Below are 19,921 nucleotides of genomic sequence, written 5' to 3' on the forward strand. Positions count from 1 at the left end.
GAAATACGGTTTCCGGCACCCCGGCGCTGTCACGTGCGCTTCCCGTTTGCGTCCTGTTGCCACATGGGAAGCGCATGTGAAAAACCCGTGTACCTCGAACGGGTGACAAGCGGGGGGAGCGGGCGGGTACCCCCTGGTTCACTTCACTCATGATCTGGGGAACCCTGGCCGCCGCGGCGGCACTGACCGCGAGCCTGGCCGTGCCGAACGCACTGCCGGCGCCGGTGTGGATGTGCCACGGCGCGTGCGGGCCGGTGACGGCTACGTACCCGGCGAGCCACGACCAAGTACCCCTCGACACCACGGACGTCACGGGCGGAAGCCCGCAGGGCACGCCGATACCGGCCGGCACGGACTGCTTCTATGTGTACCCGACGGTGGACGGCCTGCCGAACGTGGTGCCGGCGCCGTCGGATGACGAGTTCGCGCAGTCGATCGCCCAGATGGGGATGCTGGGCTGCCGGATGTTCGCCCCGACGTACCGGCAGAAGACGCTGCTGGACCTGGCGCTGTCGCTGATCACGAAGACCCCGCCGGACTACTCGGTCGCCATCGGGGACGTGGAGCAGGCCTTCCAGTACTACTGGGACCACGACAACACGGACCCGAGCACCGGCAAGCGCCGGGGAGTGGTGCTGCTGGGCCACTCGCAGGGCGCGTCGGCGCTGGCGGCGCTGCTCCAGGACAAGTTCGACAACAACCCGGACATGCACAAATACCTTGTCTCGGCGGTGCTGCTCGGCGGCCACATCGTGGTGCCGACGGGCCAGCCGGACGGCGGCGGCACCGACCCGAAGGCGACGTTCCAACACATCCCGGCCTGCCAGCACCCGACGGACACGGGGTGCGTGGTGGCCTACTCCAGCTACAAGCCGGGCGCGCAGGTCCCGAGCGCGGACGCCGACCTGGTCCGGGTGGTCAACGACCCGCAGCACCAGGTCCTCTGCGTGAACCCGGCGGCCGTGCTGGCCGGCAACAACGACCGGAATCCGCTGGACACGATCCTGTACACGCGAAAGCTGGTCGGCGGCAACGACTTCAACCCGTACGGCCGGATCAGCTCCCTCGGCCAGTCGCTGACGGTGCCGAACTACCCCACCGGCTTCGCCCGCTACCGCGGCACGCTGACCGGCCAGTGCAAGCAGGCGCTGGACGGCCAGAGCACGGTCTCCTGGCTGGACATCCAGGGCGGCGACAACCTGATCGGCCCGACGCAGGCCAACTTCTACGGCCTGCACGCGCTGGACTTCAACCTCACGGCGGGCGACCTGAAGGAGCTCGTCGCACGCCAGGCCACGGCCTGGACAGCGGGTACGTAACTTCACCGCGCGAAGCCGATTACGTACCGGAGAGCGTTGTCCGCCGCGGACGGCCACGGCCAGCATGAGTGGCATGGACGTGATTGCACGGGCGGAGAGCTGCTGGGGCATTCCGCACGGCGAATGCCGCGAGGACGACCCCGTCACGATCACCGAGCAGGCGGTGGCGGCGCTGAAGGAGCGCGCGGCCGAGGAGCCGGACAACGCCGACCACGCGCAGAAGCTGTCGTGGGCGCTGATCAACCTGGCCCAGCTGCTGTCGGCCCGCCGCGAGCACACCAGGGCCGACCAGGTGGCGCTGGAGAGCGTGGCGATCATGCGCAGGATGCTGGCCCGATGACGGCGGCCCGGAACGCGACGGCCCTGCTGGGTCTGCACCGCGCGGCCGCGACTCTGTCGGCGTACTCGGCGGCAGTGCAGCTGGGCCTGATCGACCAGATCGACCGCACGCCGGCGACGATCGAGGACCTGGCGATGACCTGCGGCGCAAGCGTTCGCGGGGTCCGAGTGGTGCTCGCGACGCTGGCCGACAGCGGACTGGTGCAGCTGCGCGCCGACGGCCGCTACGAGCCGGCCACGGCCGGCCTGGCCGGGGTGCACTCGCTGCTGCCCTGGCGCGACCAGGTCACCGACTCGGTCCGGACGGGCCTGCCCGCCCGTGAGGCCGAACGTGACGTGATCACGACCCTCCTGCACGGCATGCGGGCGGACGTCGTCACCGAACTTCCCGCCGCCAGGCGCATCCTGGACGTCAGCGTGGACGGGGCGCCCTGCGGCGCGACGCTGGCCGCCAGAGACCCGCAGACCAGGGTGAGCGTGCTGGACGTGCCGGCCAACCGCCGCGCCAACCGGTGCCGGCAGTTCGACTTCCTGCCGGGCGGGCTGTTCGACGCGCGGCCCAACGCCGGCGAGTACGACCTGGTGGTGCTGCCCGGCGTCTGCCATCTGCTGGACGCCGACTGCGCGGCCGAGCTGATCCACCGCTTCGTGCCGGCGCTGCGCAAGGGTGGCGCGCTGGCGGTGATCGACACCCTGGCCGGCTCGCAAGGCGCGGCGACGCACGAGCTGTCCCTGCTGCTGCGCACCCGCAGCGGCACGATCCACGACCCGGCGGACTACCGCCGCTGGCTGGCCGACGCCGGCCTGACGGCCCTTCGCCGGGTGGATGTGGGCCGACAGCCGGCGCTGACGGTGCTGACCGGCGTCAAACCCTAGGCCGATTGGTGCATACTCTGGCCCGTGGAGTCGAGGCTGGTCGGCCGGGATCGCGAGCTGGGGATCATCGACGGGGCGATCACCGCGGTCGCCGCGGGGCGCGGTCGCATCCTGCTGGTCTCGGGCCAGGCGGGCATCGGCAAGTCGCGGCTGGCGGTCAGTTCGCTGCGCCTGGCCAAGGAACGCAACTTCACGGTGCTGATGGGCTCCTCCAGCCCATTGCAGGCCGGCCTGGCCTACGCCCCGGTGGTGGAGGCGCTGCGCCGTCACCTGGGCGCGCTGCCCGAGGCGGAGTCGGCCCGGCTGCTGGACGGCCTGCACGACATCGCCGGCCTGATCGCCGATCGGCGCCTGTCGCCGGCCCCGCCGACCGGGGACCCGGAGCTGGAACGCACCCGCATGTTCGAGGCCGTGCTGCGTCTGGTCGAGCGGATCACCGCGACCAGGCCGGCGTTGTTCATCGTGGACGACCTGCACTGGGCCGACCGCGGCACGATCGAACTGCTGCATTACCTGGGGCACAACAGCAAACGCCGCCGCCTGCTGCTGTGGTGCGGCTACCGCAGCGCCGAGCCGGGCGGCCCGCTGGCGGCGCTGGCCATGACCGTGCGCCGCGAGGACGGCATCGAGCTCGCGCTGGAACCGTTGTCGGATAGAGCAGTCGGCGAGCTCGTCGGTGACCTGATGCAACACCCGCCGCGCGAAGACGTGCTGAGCAAGGTCACCGCGCGAGCCCAGGGGGTGCCGCTGTTCGTCACGGCGCTGGTCGGCGGCGGCGAGATTCCGGCCGGCCTGCCGGTGATCATCCGTGACGTGGTGCTGGATCGCTTGCAGCGCTTGGACGATCGGGCCCGGCGATTGCTGGAGCTGATCGCCGTGGTCGGCGCGGGATCGCCGCAGCTGCTCCGTGCGGTGTGGACGGACGACGGCTTCGACACCGTGCTGCGCCAACTGTTCCAGCAGGGCCTGGTCGAGGAGCTCGTCGACGGGCCGACGCTGACGTACCGCGTGTCGCACCCCCTCTACGCCGAGGTCGCCTACGCGGAACTCACTGTGGGGCAACGACGTTCACTGCATGCCACGATCGCCGCAGCCCTGGACCGCACCGACGTCCTCAAGGCGGCCCCGCACTACCGCGACGCCGGCGATCTGGCGGATCCCAAGCGGGCCTGCGAAGTCCTTGGCGCGGCCGGACAACGAGCGTTGGACGTGCACGACGCGCAGGAGGCCGTGAACTACCTCAGTGTCGCCCTGCACCACGCCCGGTCGATCGAGCACGCCGACGTGATCCCGGAGCTGATGGACGGCCTGGCCCGCGCATTGCAGGCCAGCGGGCGGCTGGACGACGCGGCATCGATCTGGGACCACGCCGAGGCGATGGCCCAGAGCCAGGGGGATTCGCTGCGGCAGCGGATCCTCGGTTATTACCGGTCGATGCTGGAGGCCGAGCGCGGCAACGTGCACACGCCGATGTTGCCCGTCCAGTTCGAGTCCCAGGACCCGCCGATCGGGCTGATGGTGCACTGGCTGCTTGCCGTGCGTGCCAACGACCTGGCCCGGTCGCGTTAGATGGTGGAGTAGCCGTCGGCCAGATCGATCTCCAGGACGGTCCAGAGGCCCAGGCGGTCGCGCACTTCGGGGCCAGCGTCGCGGCCCGGGTCGGCGGCGACGTACGCGGCTGCCCACACGCAGAACCAGATCGCCATCGAGGCGGCCCGGCCGATCGCCGCCGATTCCCGGGAACACTATGCCTACGGCGCGAAACTCCAGCAGCCCGGGCTTCTGGTGCTGCGCGGCGACGTGCCGGCGGCGCTGCGGGCGACCGGCAATCCCGGCGCCGCCGAGGTGCAGTTCTACCTGCCGGGCGCGGTGCACTACGTGACGCAGATCCGCGGCTGGGTCCGTTACATCGCCGGTGATCTGCCCGCGGCGCTGGAGATCGTCGGTGAGAGCCTGGCCGAGGCCGAGCGGACGGGCCAGGACCGGCTGGTCGGCCGGGCCCGCGCAGCGCGGGCGTTCCTGTTGGCGGAGAACGGGAATCTCGCCGGCGCCGAGCAGGATCTCCAGGTGGTGCGGGAATGCTACGACGCCACGCACGACGACCTGGTCATGGTGACGGACCTGGCCGAGACGGCGTATGCGCTGCGGACCGGGGCCAAGGTCGACGACACGGCGTTCAGGCCGCCGCGCCCGCTCGGCGACCTCCTGGTCGACACGCTGCGGGTGGCCTACGCCGGCTACCTGGCCGTTGCGCGTAAAGATCACGCTGTGGCGCAACGGATTCTGGGTCATCTGCGGTCCGGCGGCCGGACCTCGCCGTTCCTCGACGCCCTGGCCCTGCGGCAGGAGGACCTGATGGCCGGCGCGGAGGACCGGGCCACCGCCAGGCTGGCGGCGATGGGCGCCCTGCTGACCGTGCCGGACAACGGAACCCAGCCGTTGAGCCGGCGTGAACGGGAGATCGTGCGGCTGGTCGGCGAGGGCCTGACCAACGGGCAGATCGCCGAGCGGCTGTTCCTCAGCGAGCGCACCATCGAGACGCACCTGCACAACAGCTACAAGAAGCTGCGGCTGACCACCCGTCCGGCGCTCATCCGGTGGGCGCTTGAGCACGCCGACGGCTGACCCGCAGCCGCCGGCAGTCGGTCGACCGGTCCAGCCCCGGCACGAACACGTTGACCACGGCCAGGTTCCGCGTCGAGTACTGCTCCCGCGCGTAAGGCGTGAAACCCTTGCCGTGCAACATCTCCACCAGCACGTCGAGGTGTTGGCGCGGAGTGGCGGGCGCGCAGGTCTGGACGAAGCCGACCTCGGCGGCGTCCGGCAACCGGCAGGCGAGGTTCGGCAGCTGGCGGTCGACCACCGTGGTCTGGAACTGGATCAGCTCGGTCAGGGCCCGGCCCGCCGCGACCCGGCTGGACAGCGCCGCCGCGCTGCCGGCCGCTGCCGGCCGTCCGCCGGGCTCGGGCGCCTGGAACGCGTAGTAGGCGGGAATGTCCAGGTCGGAGGTCATATCAATCAGATGCACCGAGCGCCCGCAGCGATCGGCGGCGGTGATCAACAGGTCGGCGAGGTCGTCCGGCAGCGTCGCCGGGTCGACCACCCGCAACGCCCGTGAGCGGTCGCCGACGACCTGATCGGCGATCAGCTGGGCCACCGCGTCCCGTTCGACCGACTCGTTGACCGCGTGCACCAGGGCCTCGGCCGCGTAGGAGCCGGCCGCCCAGCCCGCCGCCTCCACGCACGAGCCGGCGGCCGAGTAGTCGTAGAAGTCCTCGATGGTCAGCCGGGCCGACTCGCCCTGCTCGCCCCGGTACTCCGGGATCGTCAGGAACACCGGCACGTCGACGTCGGCGCTGCCGTCCAGCGCCTGGTAGCGCACGCAGCCCAGCTCGCGGGCCGGGCCCTCGGCCAGCTTGGCGATCAATGGATCCGAGGCCAGCGGTCCATTAGCCACCGCGTGCGCGTCGCGCAGCCGGACCTGCCGGTTGCGCAGGCCGTCCAGGCCGCTCAGGTAGTGCTCCAGCGCCTCGAACAGCGCGCCGACGCGGGCCGTCTCCCGGTCGCCGCGGCCAAGGCCGCTGGCGGCGGGCGAGTGGACGCCGGTGCAGCTCAGCGTGCACTGCCAACTGCCGGGATTCGCGTCCAGCAGTGGCGTGAACCGCGGCGTGAGGCCGAGCTCTCCAGCCGCTGCCAGGCCGCGCGCGAGCGCGGAGTCGAGGGGGAGGCCCCTCTCAGCCGGTACCGGCATCACGTGCAACGTCAACTCCGTCCTGCTGGACGCGGACCACGGGTCTACGGACTTGCAGGAGGTCTCCGCGGCCGCTCCAGATACGACAACGCTGACATCAGTGCCGACTTTTACCAAGTGATGTAGTAAGCCCTGCTCAGCTTTCGGGGCGAACGGGAAGGGGAAAGTGGTCCACGCGGACATACCTCCGATGTTGACCAACTGGTTGGTCAGACGGTGAGATCGTGTCGCACTTCACCAGGTCAGCGCCCTGGCCAGTGGTTGATACACCGGATATCAACTTCGCCGTTCGCTGCGTACGCCACGCGCCGAACCATGCGTGAACGAACTGTTGCTCCCTGCACGTCCGATTCGCCACTGAGTGCCACATGCGCCGAATTCAGGTGGTGAGCGGTGTGAGCCGGATCTGCTGCGCCAGCGCATGGGCGGCGAGTCGGTCGTCCTCGTCCGCGGCGAACACGCGTCCGATGAGGAGGGCGGCCCGATGCGGCACGTCGATCCGGGTCATCCCGGTCGGCACAGCGCCGTTCCAGCCGGGTTCGCAGAGCAGGAAGTCGCCGGCGGCGGTCCCGGTGGTGCGCTTGCCGACGTAGGCGAAGTTGGCGCCGCTGGTGGGATCGGTGAACTGCACGCTGTAGTAGCGACCGTCCATCTCGGGCGCGTGCAGAACTTGTGGTCCGGCGTGCACATCGAGCCAGCCGGCGACGTAGAGCAGGTCATCGGTGCCGGTGCCCATCACGCTGCCGGTCGATGCGGAGGAGCGGTCGAGCGCGGCGTGCAGCGTGTTCACGGGGATCGGGCCGTCGCCGAATCCACGCCTGAGGATGGCCCGCCTGAGCCCGCCGACGGTGATCCGCGGCCAGTAGTAGACGAACGCGAGCGTGCCCAGCACCCACACCACGATCGCCGCCACCGCGAGCGGGATGATCGTGTCCACGCCGCCGGCCACCCGCCGGTAGACGACCCAGGCGAAGATCAGCAGGATGGCGGCGGTGATGGGGTAGCTGTACTTCAGGATGAAGCGGTTCATGTCACACGACCTCGACGATCGGCGGCACTTCGTAGCTGCCGTCCACGATGGCGGCGCCCGGCAGGTACGCACGCAGCATCAGCTTGAACCGACCGGCCGGTGTCGGCACCCAGTTCTGCGCCGGTCCGCTCGGCGCCTGCGGCTGGAGCAGGATGTCGACCGACCCGTCGGCATTCGTCACGAGACCGGAGTGGTCGTCCACGCTCGACCGGCCGGCCGGGTTGCTCACCATGTAGCCGACGGTGTCCGTCGCGGTGAGCGACCAGAAGGCGTCGTTCGGGGGCAGCTGCCCGGGCGGGAAGTGGAGTCGGTAGGCGTGCTCGCCACTGAGCCTCTTCCCCGCGCCGTCCACGGTGGCCAGCCAGTAGGCGGCCTCCTCGAACACGTTGACGGCCGGCAGCGCCTTCTGCGACGCGGCCCGCATCAACAGCCCGTTGCCGGGCCGACCGGCCGGCCGGAACGAGCTCCAGCCGTTGACGGTGCTCGTCGCGGCCCGAGCGACCGCGTCCAGCACGAGAACCGTCGTCAGGAACGCGAACGTGCCGCCGATGATCACACCCTGCACGACACCCGAATTCGCCAGCCACGCGAGGAAGCCGCTCATGGTTGCCCATCGTGCCCCATCCCGGCGGTTCCGGCCGGAAACTAGGGGCGGGCGCGGAGGCGGCGGAGCATGCGGGCGTCCTCGAAGCCGACTGTGTTGGCGGCGGTTTCCACGGTCGCGCCCTGCCCGATGAGGTGCTCGGCCCGTTCGACGCGCAGGAGTTGCTGGTAGCGCAGGGGAGTGAGGCCGGTGGCCCGGGCGAACAGGCGCGTGACGGTCCGCTCGCTGCATCCGACGGCCCGCGCCAGGTCGGCCAGGGGGAGCCGGGCGGTGTAGTGGCTGTCGATGTGGTCCTGCAGCCGGTGCACGGTGTCGTTGACGTGCGAACGGTGCCGCAGCATGGCGCTGGCCTGCCGATCGTCGCCGTTGCGGCGGGCGTAGACGACCATCTCACGGGCGATGCGGGCGGCGATGGCCGGACCGTGGGCGGTGGCCACGAGGTGCAGCGCGAGGTCGATGCCCGACGCGATGCCGGCCGAGGTGACGATCCGGCCGTCGATCACGTACAGCACGTCGTGCACGACCTGGGCGGTCGGATAGCGCTCGGCCAGCTCGTCCTGGTGCTCGTGGTGGGTGGTGCAGCGCCGGCCGTCCAGCAACCCGGCCCGCCCGAGCTGCTCGGCGCCGGAGCAGACGCTGGCGACGGTGCCGGGGAACTCCCGCAGCAGGGTCATCAGTGCCGCCCCGAGCCGCGCGGTCCTGGTCAGCCGCTGCCCGGCGCAGCCCGGCACGACGATCAGGTCGTCGGGGCCCAGCGCCGGGATCTCGGTCGTCGCCTGCACCGTGAGCCCCTGCGCGGTGGTGACGGTCTCGGTGTCGGCGAGGTAGCGCAGCCGGTAGTCGAGACCGTGCTTGGCCGCCGCGGAGAACACCTGCGCCGGCCCGGCCAGGTCGAGCAGGTGCAGGTTGCGCGTGAGCAGGAAGGCGACGGTCGGCATGATCCGGTCAGCCTACGGCCAGCTCCGCGATCGTGCTGATGGTCGCGAAACGGCCCGACAGCGCGTATTCGGTGCGCTCGATGATGTCCTCGACGCCGAGCTCGCCGACGCCGCTGCGGTGCGCGATCGGGAAGGTGGCGGTCGCCTCGGTCACGTAGGTGACGTCGAAGCCGAGGTCGGCGGCGACGCGGGCGGTGGTCTCGCAGCACTGCTCGGTCTGGATGCCGCAGACCACCAGCTCCCGAATCCCCTTCTCGGTCAGGATCTGCTGGAGGTTGGTGGTGGTGAAGGCGTTGCGGGAGGTCTTGGCCAGCACCGGCTCGCCGGCCGCCGGCACGAGCCCGTCCATCAGCCGCACGTGGCCGCTCGCCGGGTCGAACGGGTTGCCGGTGCCGGGCTCGGTGTGCAGCACCCACACCACCAGGTCGCCGGCCGCGCGGGCGATGTCGACCAGCCGGGCGCCGCGGGCGGCGATGTCCGGTGTGGACACTCGGGCCCAGTTCTCCCGCTGCCGGAACGATTCCTGGATGTCGATGACGATCAGTGCCTTGGTCACGACACCGATCGTGCCCGCCCGTGCGGCCGGGGGACAGGCACGGTCTCGTCGTCATGCGGAACGATCCGGTCAGGACACCTGCCACATGCCGGCGGCGGTGGTCTCGTCGATGTCGGAGGTGCGCACGGTCACCGCGACCTGCCACGCGCCGGCCAGCGGGATCTGGGCCTCGGCGGCACGGTAGCGGCCCTTGCCGACGTGCTGCATGTCGATCTTCAACGGCCCGATGCCGCGCTCCTTCAACGTCAGCTCGACGGTCACCTCGGGCACGTCGTGGGCCGTGCCGCCCCGGTCCTCGACGGTGACGTCGAGCAGGTTGGGGCCGACGTGCGCGGGCGTGATGTAGATCTTCAGGTTGCCCTTGCCGCCCGGCCCGCCGGTGTCGAACGGCAGGGTCTGGCCGTCGGGCGTGGCCTGCACGATTGGTGTCGTGGCGGCTTCGGCCGTACGGGCGGGTTCGGCATTGACCAGGGCCGCGGTGAGCCCGAGCACGATCACCGCGCCGGCAGTCTCGATCATGATGGGCCGCCGCAGCTTGCCCACGTGCGAACGGACCCACTTGCGGGAGAAGTAGGCGGCGGCCAGGACGACCAGCACGCCGGCGATCTTCAGCAGCAGCAGGCGGCCGTACTCGGTGTCGAAGAAGCCGGCCCAGCTGCCGAGCTGCCGCCAGCTCTGGTACGTCCCGGTCGCCACCAGCACGCCGACACACACCACGGCGAGCTGCGAGAACCGTTGCACCGCCTCCTGCGGCGGCCTTGCGCGCCACAGCACGACGAGCCCGCCGAGCCAGATGCCCATGGCGTCCAGGTGCAGCACGTCCACCGGCAGCGCGAGATCGGCCTGGAAGCCGGCGGCCGCGTGCCCGGACATCGACCACGTCCAGGCGAGGGCGTTGAGCAGCACCACGCCGATGCCGCCGAACACCGAACGCCGGTTGGGCGTCCACTCCTGCGTGGCAAGGATTTCACTGATGTATGGGGCGGCGAAGGCCAGCAGCACGATCCGCACGATGACGCCCGTGCCGAGCGCGATGTCCAATGTGGACGAGAACAGGGTGCCGTCGAACAGGCGGTCCAGCCCGGCCCCGGCGCCGTAAGGTCCTTGCAGCAGCGCGCCGGCGACGGTGGCGAGCAGCAACGTCAGCCACGAGCCGCCGATCAGCCGCCTCACGCGGCGATGCACGGCGCCGGCCGGCCAGCACCAGAACACGAAGGCCACGGCCCCGACGAGCAGCGCGAACGACGCGTATTCGAGGCCGCGGGCCGTCCAGTACACAATGGACACCGCGAGGCTGCCGGAGGCGGGCGCGGCCACCGGGGCGGCGGCCGAGGCGTGGCCGACGGAGAAGGTGAAGGCGCCGGAGATCGGGTGCGAGTCGGCGGAAACCACGTGCCAGGACACGGTGTACGTGCCTTCGGCCGTCGAGGTCATCGGCACGCCGACGGTGCTGCCCTGGCCGTCGATGTGGTCGGCCTTGCCGTTGTCGGCTGTCGAGCCGTCGGGGGCGATCACGTGCACGCCGTCCGGCGTGATCTGCACGGCCTCCCCGAACGTCAATATGACCCGCGTGGGCGCGGACTGGACCAGGGATCCGTTGGAGGGAGTGGAGGATTCCAGCACGGCGTGCGCAGACGCCAGGCCGGCGGTCGCGGCCATCGCCGCGAACACGCCGGCCAGCACCAGTAAGAAAGCCCTCATTCGGTGGCACGCCCGCGGCGCAGCGCCACCATCGCCAGCGCACCGGCGGCGAGGCCGATGATGATGCCGGCGATGCCGAAGACCAACGGCAGCGTGGTGTCCGAAGTGGAGCTTGTCGCCGCCGCCGCCGGCGTGACAGCGGCGGTCGTGGCGGCCTTGGGGGTCAACTTCACCGTCGGGGCCGGGTGTTCGGCCCCCGCCGTGGTGTCGATCCACCGGACCACGTCACCGTTGTCGTAGGTCTGCACGGCCTTGAACACCAGGCTGTCCGTGTCCGTGGGCAGCGGGCCGAGCGAGACCTCGAACTCCTCGAAGGTGTCCGGCGTGACCTTGCCGCCGGTCCAGGTGATCTTGGAGACCACCTCGGCCACGTCGCCGTCGTCCGACTTCACCGGCTTGGCCGGCTTGGCCTTGTCCACCTGGACCGTCCAGCCCGGCACCGCCTTGGTCTCCACCGAGGCGATCGGATGGTCGGTCGGGAAGGTGACCTCCAGCTTGGTCGTGGCGGCGTTGTCCTCCTCGTCGGGCACCCGAAACGCGATCTTCGAGTAGCTGCCCTGCGCAGCGGTGGTCGGCTGCGCCGTCACGTGCGCGGTCGCGCTGCCCGTCACCGCGAGCAGGCCGCCCACCACGATCGTGCCCAGCACGCCGAGCCGCTTCGCTGTCCTCATCGGGAACCTCCATGTCTTGCGGGCCGTCGCTGTACCGGTCGTTCCCGGGCCTGGATTGGTTCCCAGCAGTGCCACCAGAATCAGGCCGATCGCCAGGGGGATGTGCGTCAGCAGCCGGCTCCAGCCCACCGCGTGCGCGCCGAGGTCGAAGGTCGACACCAGCACCAGCACGGTCACGACGCTGCCCAGCAACGGCAGCTGCGCCTTGGCCCGCTTCGGATCCACGGCCACGACCGCCAGCACCACCCCCAGCGCGAAGTTGAAGGCGGAGGTCTCGTGGTCCATGTGCCCGGCCATCATCATCGGGTCGTCCCGGCCGAGCAGTTCGACCACGGAGACCGCGGCCTGCGCGAACGCGGCGAGCACAAGGCCGATGCGGATGAGCGCGTAAGGAAGGGAGAAACGAGCCGGCTCTGGTTCGGAGAAGGCCGCCTGAGCGGTTAAATCCTCGTCCAGCAGAGGCAGTACCGCCTCCGTCAAGTCCCGCTCCTCGCCCGCGGGCGACAGCACGGTCAGCCGGTTGATCCGGGCCGCCAGATCCTGCCAGCTCGCGCAGGCCCGACAGCCCTGCACGTGCCGGTCCACGTCCGTCATGGCCACGCCGGGGACAGCCTCCCCGTCCATGGCCGCCGAGAGCGCCTCACGCGCGATGCCGCAGTCCACGTGGAGCCAGGTCGTCGGGGCGTCCGGGAAAGTTCCCGTGAACCTGCCAGTAACCACTGCCGTATCTCTGGACGTGGACGCCGAGATCACCCAGTTCGCCCTGGCCGCGCAGCGCGGCGACCGGGCGGCTGCCGCCGAGTTCGTCCGTTCGACGCAGCGGCAGCTGCGCCGGCTGATGGTCTACCTGGGCGACCCGGGCCAGGCCGACGACCTCGCGCAGGAGACGTATCTCCGGGCGTTCGCGGCGCTGCCCCGCTACGAGGGGCGCTCCCCGGCCCGGATGTGGCTGCTGGCCATCGCCCGCCGCGTCGCCGCCGACCACGTCCGCACGGCGCAGCGCTCGCCCCGCACCACCAGCGCCGAGACCTGGATGGACACCGAGGTCGCCGGCCCGGAGGGCCTGATCGCGCTGCGCGCCGCCATCGACGCCCTGGACCCGGAGCGCCGGGAGGCGTTCGTGCTGACCAGGGTGGTCGGCCTGTCCTACGTCGAGGCGGCCGAGGTCTGCGACTGCCCGGTCGGCACGATCCGCTCCCGCGTGTTCCGGGCCCGCGCCGAACTGGTCGACGCGCTCGACACCCGGCTGGAGATCGCCCGCTGAATTCGGACGATTGAGGCAACCTGGACGGCCCCTGGCGTGTGAGCGTGGTGTTGGCATCGCCGGTTCAGGGGGACCAGCCATGCCGAAACCCCGTGTCGCGGCCGCATCGGTCGCGCTGTTATGCCTGGTCGGGTCCCTCTGCTGCCGACAGCGGCCGCCGAGGCGGCGCAGACGCCGGGGCACCGCGTTCTCCTGGCCGGCGCCCTGACCGACGGCCCGGTCTACCGCTACCACGCGCAGGCGCGGGACGCCCTGGACCCAGGACCGTCCACATCGGACTGCTACTTCACCGTCGACTCCGTGCGCCCGCACACGCCGACTGTGTCCTCGACCGACTTCCCGCCCGAGGGCGAGCCGGCGATCATGGCCCGCACCACCGGCACGGTCACGGTGCGGCTGGCCGGCGGCGACACCGACGTGGACACCTTCCTGTGGGGCATGCAGCAGGACGCCCTGGTGAACCGGATCGCTGTCGGCGACGGCCGCACGGATCTGGTGTACGCGGCCAGGGATGCCACTGCACGTCGGGACGTGAGCGCGACACGCCCCGGGCAAGATCGACGGGATGGGGCCGGAGAGCCGTTAGACTCCGGCCCCATCCCGTCACCACGCCGCAGAGGATCACCATGAAGGTTGTTGTTGTCGTGCCGACGTACAACGAGCGCGAGAACCTGCCCGTGCTGGTGGCCAAGCTGCGCGAGCTGGGGATGCCCGAGCTGCACGTGCTCGTGGTCGACGACAACTCGCCCGACGGCACCGGCGACGTGGCCGACGGCCTGGCCGGCGACGACCTGGGCGTGCTGCACCGCACCGAGAAGGACGGCCTCGGCCGCGCCTACCTGGCCGGCATCGGCCGCGCCCTGGACGAGGGCGCGGACGTGGTGATCCAGATGGACGCCGACCTCTCGCACCCGGTCGACCGGATCCCGGCCATGCTGGAGAAGCTGGAGAGCACCGACGCCGGCGTGGTGCTGGGCTCGCGCTATGTGCCGGGCGGGCAAACCGCGTCGGAGTGGCCGTGGCACCGCAAGGCGTTGTCCGCGTGGGCCAACTTCTACGTCAACGCCATCCTGCACCTCAAGGTCAAGGACGCCACCGCCGGCTTCAAGGCCTGGCGGGCCGCCACGCTGCGGGCCATCGACCTGCCCACGATCCGCAGCAACGGGTACTCGTTCCAGGTGGAGATGAACTACCGGACCGTGAAGCGGGGCCTGCGCATCCTGGAGGTGCCGATCGTGTTCGAGGAGCGGGCCGAGGGCGCCTCCAAGATGACCCTGGGCGTGCAGCTGGAGTCGGCGATCACGCCCTGGAAGCTGCTGTTCGGGCGGATGTAGCCCACACCGTCGCCACCGCGGCGACCACACCCGCCACCGCGCAGCCGATTCCGTACAGCAGCGCCGGTTCGTGCGCGGCCAGCACCGCCACCAGCAGCCAGCCGGCGGCGCCGAACAGCGCGCCCAGCGGCACGGCCGCCACGTACTTGCCGGCGCCCTTCCGTCCACGTCGGACGGTCCGCAGGGTGGATTCCAGGTAGGCCAGGGCGAACAGGCAGGCCAGCAGGCTGCCCGCGCCCATCGCGCTGGCCAGCGGGAACTGCTGGGGGATGGCCGGGAACTCCTGCGTCCCGGCCGGTGACTGGATCTTGCCGGTGACCGCCCCGCCCACCAGCCAGCGCGTGATCGCCGGGAACGCCACCGAGTCGTGTCCCGACGCCGTGGCCACCGTGATTCCGGCCAGCGACAGGGACATCGTGGCCGGGCCGCCCGTGATCGGGACCGGGATGCTCAGGTCGATGTTGGTCTGCTGCCCCGGCGCCGAGCCCATGACCGCGAGCTGTGTCACGGCCGTCCGAGCCCCGGGCGTCGGGGCCGCGAAGGCCAGCACCACCATGGCCACAAAGGAAATCGCCGCGATCAGCCCGGGGATCAAGGCGGACCTGGTGGCTGGGGCTTCTTGGAGATTCCCGGAGTGCCCGGGCCCGAACCGGTCCGGCTGCGTGGATCTGGGGCGGCTGGCTTGGTCTTCGCCCACCCGGCCCGGCTCCTCGCCGTACCTTGCCGTGTGCTCCCGAGCCGTCGGGGTCTCCCGAAACTGCGCCGGCTGCTCGAACTGGTCCCGCTCAGTCTCGAACCAGTCCTGCCTTGTCCCGTCCTCGAACCGCGTGGCCTGCAAGGTCGGCCGGATCCGGGGCTGCGAGCCGCCGCCGGTGACGCGGGGCGACAGGTGCACCGGAATCCCCGACCGCGGCAGCCATCCGGGGCCGAAGGTGGTGTCGGCAGCGGCGGAGAGGTCGGCGGCGAAGGCCTCGGCGTCACGGTAGCGCTGGCTGGTTTCCCTTGCCACGGAACGCATCACGACCTCGGCCAACGGGCCGGGCACACCCGTGATGGGCCGGGGATCGCCGAAGATGTGCTGGCGCATCATGCTCAGCGCGCCACGGTCCTCGGCGAACGGCAGGGCGCCGGACAACAGCTCGTACAGCACGGTGCCGGCGGAGTAGACGTCGGCGGCCGGGGTGAGGGGATTGCCGGAGGCCTGCTCGGGCGAGATGTAGGCGGGCGTGCCGAGGACCTCGCCGCCATGGGTCATGAGCGTGGTGCCCTCGCTGATCACCTGCGCGATGCCGAAGTCGGCCACCTTGAGCACGCCCTGCCTGGTGAACAACAGGTTCTTGGGCTTGACGTCCAGGTGCAGCACCCCGGCCGAGTGGGCGGCGTGCAGGCCGGCCAACGTGGCCAGGATGATCGCGCAGGCGGCGTCGGGCGTGATGCCACGGCCCTGGGTGCGGTCGAAAACCGTGCCGCCGTCGAGCTTTTCCATCACCAGCAGGCTGTCGTAGGCGGTGCGCACGTAGTCGTACACCGGCACGATGTGCGGGTGGTCCAGGCTGGCCAGCACCTTGGCCTCGCGGTCGAAACGGCTGCCCATGCCGGGCTTGTGCACCATCTCGGCCGGCAGCTGCTTGATCGCCACGTGCCGGCCGAGCGACCGGTGCACGCCGGCGTACACCACGCCCATGCCGCCGGCCCCGATCATCGAGCCGACCTGGTACTGCGGCAGGGCGTTGACGACGTTCGCGGGGGCGGTCACCCGGTCACCTCGGTGGTGGTCAGCAGGCCGGCGCTCTCGGGCTCGGCGACGGCGGGCATCGGGTGCGGGGTGATGTAGCCGAGCACGAGCCCGATCGCCGTGGTGCCGACGATGATAGGGATCTCCACGCCGGGTTCCGGTGGAATCACACGGAGTACGGACAACGTCACCACCGCGACGAGCCCGGTGCCGAAGCCGGCGGGCATGAAGCGCAGCGCCCGGCGCAGGCGGTTGGCCGGCAGGCGGTGCCGGGCCAGGGCCAGCAGGCACGCCGTCCAGGCGGCTATGGTCAGCAGCAGCACGGCGATGCCGAAAACCCCGTACACGGAAAGGATCGAGCCCCGCACGTCGGTGGTGGTGTCCACGGCGGCCAACTCGTTGCGGTCCACATCGAACAGTTGCACGGCCGCCGGTAACAGGCCGATCGCCTGCCCGTCAAGGTCCGCGAGGTCAAGACCGAAGGTGCGGACGGACCGGCCGTGCGCGGCGACGTCGAACGGCAGCGTCGTGTCGTAGGCGAAGAACGTCAGCGCCAATGCCGTGCCGGACAAGCGAATGCTCCGGACGTGCACGGCCGAGCCGGAGTTGTTGGTGACGGTGACCGACAGCTCCACCGGGCTTCGCGGCGTGATCACCATGGTGTGGCCGGAGATGTCCTGGCCGTCCAGGCTCACGGCCAGCGTCAGCGGATCATCCGACGCCTGCGCCGGCGTGGCGGTCAGCAGCAGACCGGCCGCGAGGGCAACCGCGACACCGGTGAGACGTCCCATCGAGAACTCCCAGTTGAGCCGGGCTTGACTGGCGGGAGATGCTACCGCCGGGCGGCATCGCGTGGGCCGAACGAACCACAGTGGATGGGGACAATGCGGCTACTTGTTCGCACAGTGACAGCGCTGGCGCTCAGCGTGGGCATCGCGGCGCCGTCGACCGCGCTCGCCGCGACTGCGCCGTTCGTGTCCGTGACGCCGACGAGCGGGCCCGCCGGCAGCCAGTTCACCATCAACTGGAGCGGCTTCACTTCGTGCCGCGTCATCACGTTCACCTGGGCCGGAACGCCGTTGGCCAGTGGAAAGCCCGGGACGACGGGCAGTGTGGTCGCCACCGCGCCGGCCGACGCCAAGCCCGGCACGTACGCCATCAATGCCACCTGTGCCAAGGAAACGGGCCTCACCCGCTTCACCGTTACAGTGACGCCAACCACAACGACGACACCGCCGCCGACAACCGGCACCACGCCACCGGTTGTCACCACGACACCGCCCGCTGTGACGACGACGACGCCACCGGTTGTCACCACAACAACAAGCGCGACAACAACTCCGTCCGCCACCACGCCGACGACGTCCACGGCCGAGTCGGTGACCGACGAGCCCAAGACCGACGGCGGCCTCACCCTCAACCACACCAGCATCCAGCCCGGCGACCCGCTCTCCGCGTCCGGAACCGGTTGCGAGCCCGGACACGACGTCACGCTGACCTCGGACGGTCAGTTGGTCGGCACGGCAAAAGCCGACAGCGGCGGCGCTTTCACCGCCCCGGTGGAGTTCACCACGATCGAGGCCGGCCGCCACACCATCACCGCCAGCTGCGGCGTGCAGCTCACCGGCGTGGTCGACCAGGCCGTCACCAGCTCCAGCGGCGACTACTCGTCCACGCTGATCGTGCTGGTCTTCTTCGTGCTCGGCGGCATCGTGTTCGTGCGCTTCGCCTACTGACCACCGGCTGTGACGCAACCGTGACGGGCCAAGGACCGGATCGGCCAGCAGGTTCCTAGCCCCGGCAGCGCGGCGGCCGGGCGGCGTTCGCGGCCGCCGCACGGCTGGCGTTCCACTCGCGGAAGCCGTCGCGCGGCAGGGGACGCCACGGCATGGCACAAGCCTTGAGGTTGTCCGGCAGGCCGTCCAGCGCCGGCAGGATGTCCACCGACAACCCCGACAGGTACAGGGCATCCAGCTGCTTGGTCTGCTGCCAGCGCTGAACGTCCTGCCGTGCCACGAGATACTCGGGATCGATCGCCGCCAGCACGAGCAGCGACGCCACCGCCGTCGTGATCATCGCCTTCGGCAGCCACCGGCCGCGCAGCCGGACGCCGGCCACGATCACCATGACGTACACCAGACCCAGCCAGATCTCGCACGCCTCCACCATGAGCCGCAGCACCGTGAAGCCGTACGCCTCCTGGTACGCCCACATGCGGCTCAGCGCCGACGCCACCACGACCAGCGTCAGCAGCGACAGCGCGCCGAGAATCCCCCTGAGCCACAACCGATCCGTCGCCGACTCCCGGGGCGCGATCCGGGCCGTGACCGCGATGACGGCCAGCGTCAGCACGGTGACGGCCGTCAGCTGCCAGAAGGCCGTCCGGGCGTACTGCGAGTAGGTCAGATCCGCCGTCCGCTGAACATAAGCGCTGCCACCGAACCACGACACCGTCTGCACGCCGACGAAGGCCGCGAACAACACCACCAGCATGCCGACCGGGACGCCCCACTCCAGCCGGCGAACCACCGTCATGCTCGGTCGGGGAACCCGTTGCCGCACAATCGGTCGCAGTGCCCCGGCCGCGATCAGGCCGCCGCCGAAGAACAGGAACAGCATGCGCACCACCGAGCCACCGTCCACTGTGGGCAGGCTGTCGGTCAGCAGCGCCGAGAAGTCGGGGTCGGCCGCCGCGAACAGGGCGCCGAAGACCACCACCATGCCCACGCCGATCGACACCGACAGCGTCATCCGCCCGCCGCCCCGGATCTTGCCGAAACCCTTGGACAGCGAGGGAAAGGCCATCACCGAGCCGAACACCAGCGCCGTCGTCGTGCGGCCGCCGCTGACCGCCAGCGACCCCGTCACGACCGCGGTCAGCAGGCACAGCACGAACAGCCACTCGGCCGCCCGCAGCGTGCCCACGCCGACCAGCAGCACCGTCACGACGGCCCAGCCCACGCTGATCAGCTTCGGCCGCGCGATCTGCGTGCACACGACCAGCACCAGCAGCAACGCCGCCAGCAGCCAGCCGATGCCCGGTCTGTCCAACGGCACCAGCGCCGCCGTGACCACTCCGGCCATCAGCACTGGCCACGGTTTCGGCGTCGGGTTGGCCGGCGCGGTGGTGAACGCGCTGGGTCTGACCGGGCCGGTATAGACCGGGCCAGGGTTGAACGGGGCATAACTGGCGACGACAGGATTGAGCTGTGCGGGCGGCACAGGCGCGGGGTCGGCTGGCGTGGGGTCGAGCGGCGCCGGGGGCACGGGCCCAGCGTCAACGGGCTCAGGGTCAACGGGCTCAGCGTCAATGGGCTCGGGGTCAACGGGCCCAGCGTCAACGGGCTCGGGGTCAACGGGCTCAGCGTCAATGGGCTCGGGGTCAACGGGCCCAGCGTCAACGGGCTCGGGGTCAACGGGCTCGGGGTCAACGGGCTCAGGGTTGGCGGCGGGGTCGACAGGGCCGGGGTTCATCACAACTCCAAGGCAGGTTCGATCGCCGTCGCACCCGAGCGGGCGGACGGGCAGGTCGTGAGAAGGGGGCTACAGGGCCGGGAGGGTCACCTTGATCCGGCAGCCGCCGCGGTCGGGGTCGACCACGGCGATGGTGCCGCCGTGCAGATCCACCACCCAGCGGGCGATGGCCAGGCCCAGCCCGGTTCCGCCGTCGCCGGAGCGCTCGCCGCGGGTGAAGCGCTCGAACACGCGGTCACGGTCGGCGGCGGCGATGCCGGGGCCCTCGTCCAGCACCTCGATGACGGTGCGGTCGGCGTGGGCCGAGGCCCGCACGCGGACCAGGCCGC

At 70.9% G+C, this 19,921-nt stretch carries 22 protein-coding genes; 9 read left to right on the forward strand and 13 right to left on the reverse strand.

The features are described 5' to 3' along the window. Positions 1 to 149: 149 nt before the first annotated feature. The 4 genes from KUTG_RS42620 (at position 150) to KUTG_RS42635 (ending at position 4,103) form a co-directional block, all read left to right on the forward strand. The gene (locus KUTG_RS42620) at positions 150 to 1,319 is read left to right on the forward strand and encodes a DUF3089 domain-containing protein (RefSeq protein WP_043725259.1); all 1,170 of its coding nucleotides are present in this window, start codon (positions 150 to 152) and stop codon (positions 1,317 to 1,319) included. Positions 1,320 to 1,392: 73 nt separating this feature from the next. Then, positions 1,393 to 1,659, forward strand: a complete 267-nt coding sequence (locus KUTG_RS62300; RefSeq protein ID WP_043725262.1) for a hypothetical protein — start codon at positions 1,393 to 1,395, stop codon at positions 1,657 to 1,659. Then, positions 1,656 to 2,534: a methyltransferase gene (locus tag KUTG_RS42630; protein WP_043725264.1), complete on the forward strand. Its 879-nt coding sequence runs from the start codon at positions 1,656 to 1,658 to the stop codon at positions 2,532 to 2,534. The genes KUTG_RS62300 and KUTG_RS42630 overlap by 4 nt, the downstream gene beginning before the upstream one ends. 24 nt (positions 2,535 to 2,558) lie before the next feature. Continuing rightward, positions 2,559 to 4,103, forward strand: coding sequence for an ATP-binding protein (locus KUTG_RS42635; protein ID WP_043725269.1), 1,545 nt, complete (start codon positions 2,559 to 2,561; stop codon positions 4,101 to 4,103). Here KUTG_RS42635 and KUTG_RS59675 read toward each other — a convergent pair. Next, on the reverse strand, positions 4,100 to 4,240 hold the full coding sequence (locus tag KUTG_RS59675; protein WP_157495183.1) for a hypothetical protein: 141 nt from the start codon (positions 4,238 to 4,240) through the stop codon (positions 4,100 to 4,102). The two genes, KUTG_RS42635 and KUTG_RS59675, sit on opposite strands and share 4 nt — an antisense overlap. 79 nt (positions 4,241 to 4,319) lie before the next feature. Between KUTG_RS59675 and KUTG_RS54660 the strand changes: the two genes are divergently transcribed. Then, entirely contained in the window at positions 4,320 to 5,159 is an 840-nt protein-coding gene (locus KUTG_RS54660; RefSeq protein ID WP_052396062.1) for a helix-turn-helix transcriptional regulator, read from the forward strand. Here the strand turns inward: KUTG_RS54660 and KUTG_RS42645 are convergent. The 7 genes from KUTG_RS42645 to KUTG_RS64585 all read right to left on the reverse strand — a co-directional run bounded on the left by KUTG_RS42645 (position 5,125) and on the right by KUTG_RS64585 (position 12,505). After that, positions 5,125 to 6,285 carry a YcaO-like family protein gene (locus KUTG_RS42645; protein WP_198047496.1) on the reverse strand — a complete coding sequence of 387 codons (1,161 nt, stop codon included), beginning with the start codon at positions 6,283 to 6,285 and terminating at the stop codon, positions 5,125 to 5,127. The two genes, KUTG_RS54660 and KUTG_RS42645, sit on opposite strands and share 35 nt — an antisense overlap. A 379-nt stretch (positions 6,286 to 6,664) precedes the next feature. Further along, the gene (locus tag KUTG_RS42650; RefSeq protein ID WP_084580444.1) at positions 6,665 to 7,315 is read right to left on the reverse strand and encodes a DUF1254 domain-containing protein; all 651 of its coding nucleotides are present in this window, start codon (positions 7,313 to 7,315) and stop codon (positions 6,665 to 6,667) included. Position 7,316: 1 nt separating this feature from the next. Next, entirely contained in the window at positions 7,317 to 7,919 is a 603-nt protein-coding gene (locus KUTG_RS42655; protein WP_052396064.1) for a DUF1214 domain-containing protein, read from the reverse strand. 41 nt (positions 7,920 to 7,960) lie between these two features. After that, on the reverse strand, positions 7,961 to 8,857 hold the full coding sequence (locus KUTG_RS42660; RefSeq protein WP_043725273.1) for a GlxA family transcriptional regulator: 897 nt from the start codon (positions 8,855 to 8,857) through the stop codon (positions 7,961 to 7,963). Positions 8,858 to 8,864: 7 nt separating this feature from the next. Beyond that, a complete protein-coding gene (locus KUTG_RS42665) occupies positions 8,865 to 9,413 on the reverse strand; it encodes a cysteine hydrolase family protein (protein ID WP_043725275.1) in 549 nt (182 codons plus the stop codon). Positions 9,414 to 9,482: 69 nt separating this feature from the next. After that, positions 9,483 to 11,114 carry a copper resistance CopC/CopD family protein gene (locus KUTG_RS42670; RefSeq protein WP_043725278.1) on the reverse strand — a complete coding sequence of 544 codons (1,632 nt, stop codon included), beginning with the start codon at positions 11,112 to 11,114 and terminating at the stop codon, positions 9,483 to 9,485. Beyond that, positions 11,111 to 12,505 carry a DUF1775 domain-containing protein gene (locus KUTG_RS64585; protein ID WP_232241252.1) on the reverse strand — a complete coding sequence of 465 codons (1,395 nt, stop codon included), beginning with the start codon at positions 12,503 to 12,505 and terminating at the stop codon, positions 11,111 to 11,113. Before KUTG_RS64585 ends, KUTG_RS42670 begins: the two co-directional genes overlap by 4 nt. On the opposite strand from KUTG_RS64585, the gene KUTG_RS42680 reads away from it, so the two are divergent. The 3 genes from KUTG_RS42680 (at position 12,486) to KUTG_RS42690 (ending at position 14,383) form a co-directional block, all read left to right on the forward strand. Further along, positions 12,486 to 13,049, forward strand: a complete 564-nt coding sequence (locus KUTG_RS42680; protein ID WP_232241253.1) for a sigma-70 family RNA polymerase sigma factor — start codon at positions 12,486 to 12,488, stop codon at positions 13,047 to 13,049. The genes KUTG_RS64585 and KUTG_RS42680 overlap by 20 nt on opposite strands. Before the next feature lie 120 nt (positions 13,050 to 13,169). Next, complete coding sequence (locus KUTG_RS42685) at positions 13,170 to 13,679, forward strand: hypothetical protein (protein WP_043725281.1); 510 nt, start codon at positions 13,170 to 13,172, stop codon at positions 13,677 to 13,679. Then, complete coding sequence (locus tag KUTG_RS42690; protein WP_043725284.1) at positions 13,676 to 14,383, forward strand: polyprenol monophosphomannose synthase; 708 nt, start codon at positions 13,676 to 13,678, stop codon at positions 14,381 to 14,383. The genes KUTG_RS42685 and KUTG_RS42690 overlap by 4 nt, the downstream gene beginning before the upstream one ends. On the opposite strand, the gene KUTG_RS42695 is transcribed toward KUTG_RS42690, so the two are convergent. The 3 genes from KUTG_RS42695 to KUTG_RS42705 are packed head-to-tail and all read right to left on the reverse strand — an operon-like array spanning position 14,349 to position 17,487. Then, complete coding sequence (locus KUTG_RS42695) at positions 14,349 to 16,139, reverse strand: serine/threonine-protein kinase (protein ID WP_043732594.1); 1,791 nt, start codon at positions 16,137 to 16,139, stop codon at positions 14,349 to 14,351. The two genes, KUTG_RS42690 and KUTG_RS42695, sit on opposite strands and share 35 nt — an antisense overlap. Next, on the reverse strand, positions 16,136 to 16,909 hold the full coding sequence (locus tag KUTG_RS42700) for a hypothetical protein (RefSeq protein ID WP_157495184.1): 774 nt from the start codon (positions 16,907 to 16,909) through the stop codon (positions 16,136 to 16,138). Before KUTG_RS42700 ends, KUTG_RS42695 begins: the two co-directional genes overlap by 4 nt. A gap of 41 nt (positions 16,910 to 16,950) precedes the next feature. Further along, positions 16,951 to 17,487 (reverse strand): hypothetical protein, encoded by a 537-nt coding sequence (locus tag KUTG_RS42705; RefSeq protein WP_157495185.1) that lies wholly within the window; start codon positions 17,485 to 17,487, stop codon positions 16,951 to 16,953. A 10-nt stretch (positions 17,488 to 17,497) separates the two neighbouring features. Here KUTG_RS42705 and KUTG_RS42710 point away from each other — a divergent pair, with 10 nt between their 5' ends. After that, a complete protein-coding gene (locus KUTG_RS42710) occupies positions 17,498 to 17,854 on the forward strand; it encodes a hypothetical protein (protein WP_232241254.1) in 357 nt (118 codons plus the stop codon). 55 nt (positions 17,855 to 17,909) lie between these two features. Here KUTG_RS42710 and KUTG_RS65765 read toward each other — a convergent pair whose 3' ends face one another. Continuing rightward, entirely contained in the window at positions 17,910 to 19,385 is a 1,476-nt protein-coding gene (locus KUTG_RS65765) for a DUF4153 domain-containing protein (protein ID WP_157495186.1), read from the reverse strand. A gap of 276 nt (positions 19,386 to 19,661) precedes the next feature. Further along, positions 19,662 to 19,921: sensor histidine kinase (locus KUTG_RS42720; RefSeq protein WP_043725292.1), on the reverse strand; the 260-nt coding region annotated here is incomplete at its 5' end.

The sequence above is a fragment of the Kutzneria sp. 744 genome (assembly GCF_000568255.1).
Classification (GTDB): Bacteria; Actinomycetota; Actinomycetes; order Mycobacteriales; family Pseudonocardiaceae; genus Kutzneria.

What these genes read in the sequence shown, in the direction of transcription:
- KUTG_RS42620 (WP_043725259.1), top strand. Translation starts at nt 150, where the DNA reads ATGATCTGGGGAACCCTGGCCGCCGCGGCGGCACTGACCGCGAGCCTG.
- KUTG_RS62300 (WP_043725262.1), top strand. Translation starts at nt 1,393, where the DNA reads ATGGACGTGATTGCACGGGCGGAGAGCTGCTGGGGCATTCCGCACGGC.
- KUTG_RS42630 (WP_043725264.1), top strand. Translation starts at nt 1,656, where the DNA reads ATGACGGCGGCCCGGAACGCGACGGCCCTGCTGGGTCTGCACCGCGCG.
- KUTG_RS59675 (WP_157495183.1), bottom strand. Translation starts at nt 4,240, where the DNA reads ATGGCGATCTGGTTCTGCGTGTGGGCAGCCGCGTACGTCGCCGCCGAC.
- KUTG_RS42645 (WP_198047496.1), bottom strand. Translation starts at nt 6,285, where the DNA reads ATGCCGGTACCGGCTGAGAGGGGCCTCCCCCTCGACTCCGCGCTCGCG.
- KUTG_RS42650 (WP_084580444.1), bottom strand. Translation starts at nt 7,315, where the DNA reads ATGAACCGCTTCATCCTGAAGTACAGCTACCCCATCACCGCCGCCATC.
- KUTG_RS42655 (WP_052396064.1), bottom strand. Translation starts at nt 7,919, where the DNA reads ATGAGCGGCTTCCTCGCGTGGCTGGCGAATTCGGGTGTCGTGCAGGGT.
- KUTG_RS42660 (WP_043725273.1), bottom strand. Translation starts at nt 8,857, where the DNA reads ATGCCGACCGTCGCCTTCCTGCTCACGCGCAACCTGCACCTGCTCGAC.
- KUTG_RS42670 (WP_043725278.1), bottom strand. Translation starts at nt 11,114, where the DNA reads ATGAGGGCTTTCTTACTGGTGCTGGCCGGCGTGTTCGCGGCGATGGCC.
- KUTG_RS42685 (WP_043725281.1), top strand. Translation starts at nt 13,170, where the DNA reads ATGCCTGGTCGGGTCCCTCTGCTGCCGACAGCGGCCGCCGAGGCGGCG.
- KUTG_RS42690 (WP_043725284.1), top strand. Translation starts at nt 13,676, where the DNA reads ATGAAGGTTGTTGTTGTCGTGCCGACGTACAACGAGCGCGAGAACCTG.
- KUTG_RS42700 (WP_157495184.1), bottom strand. Translation starts at nt 16,909, where the DNA reads ATGGGACGTCTCACCGGTGTCGCGGTTGCCCTCGCGGCCGGTCTGCTG.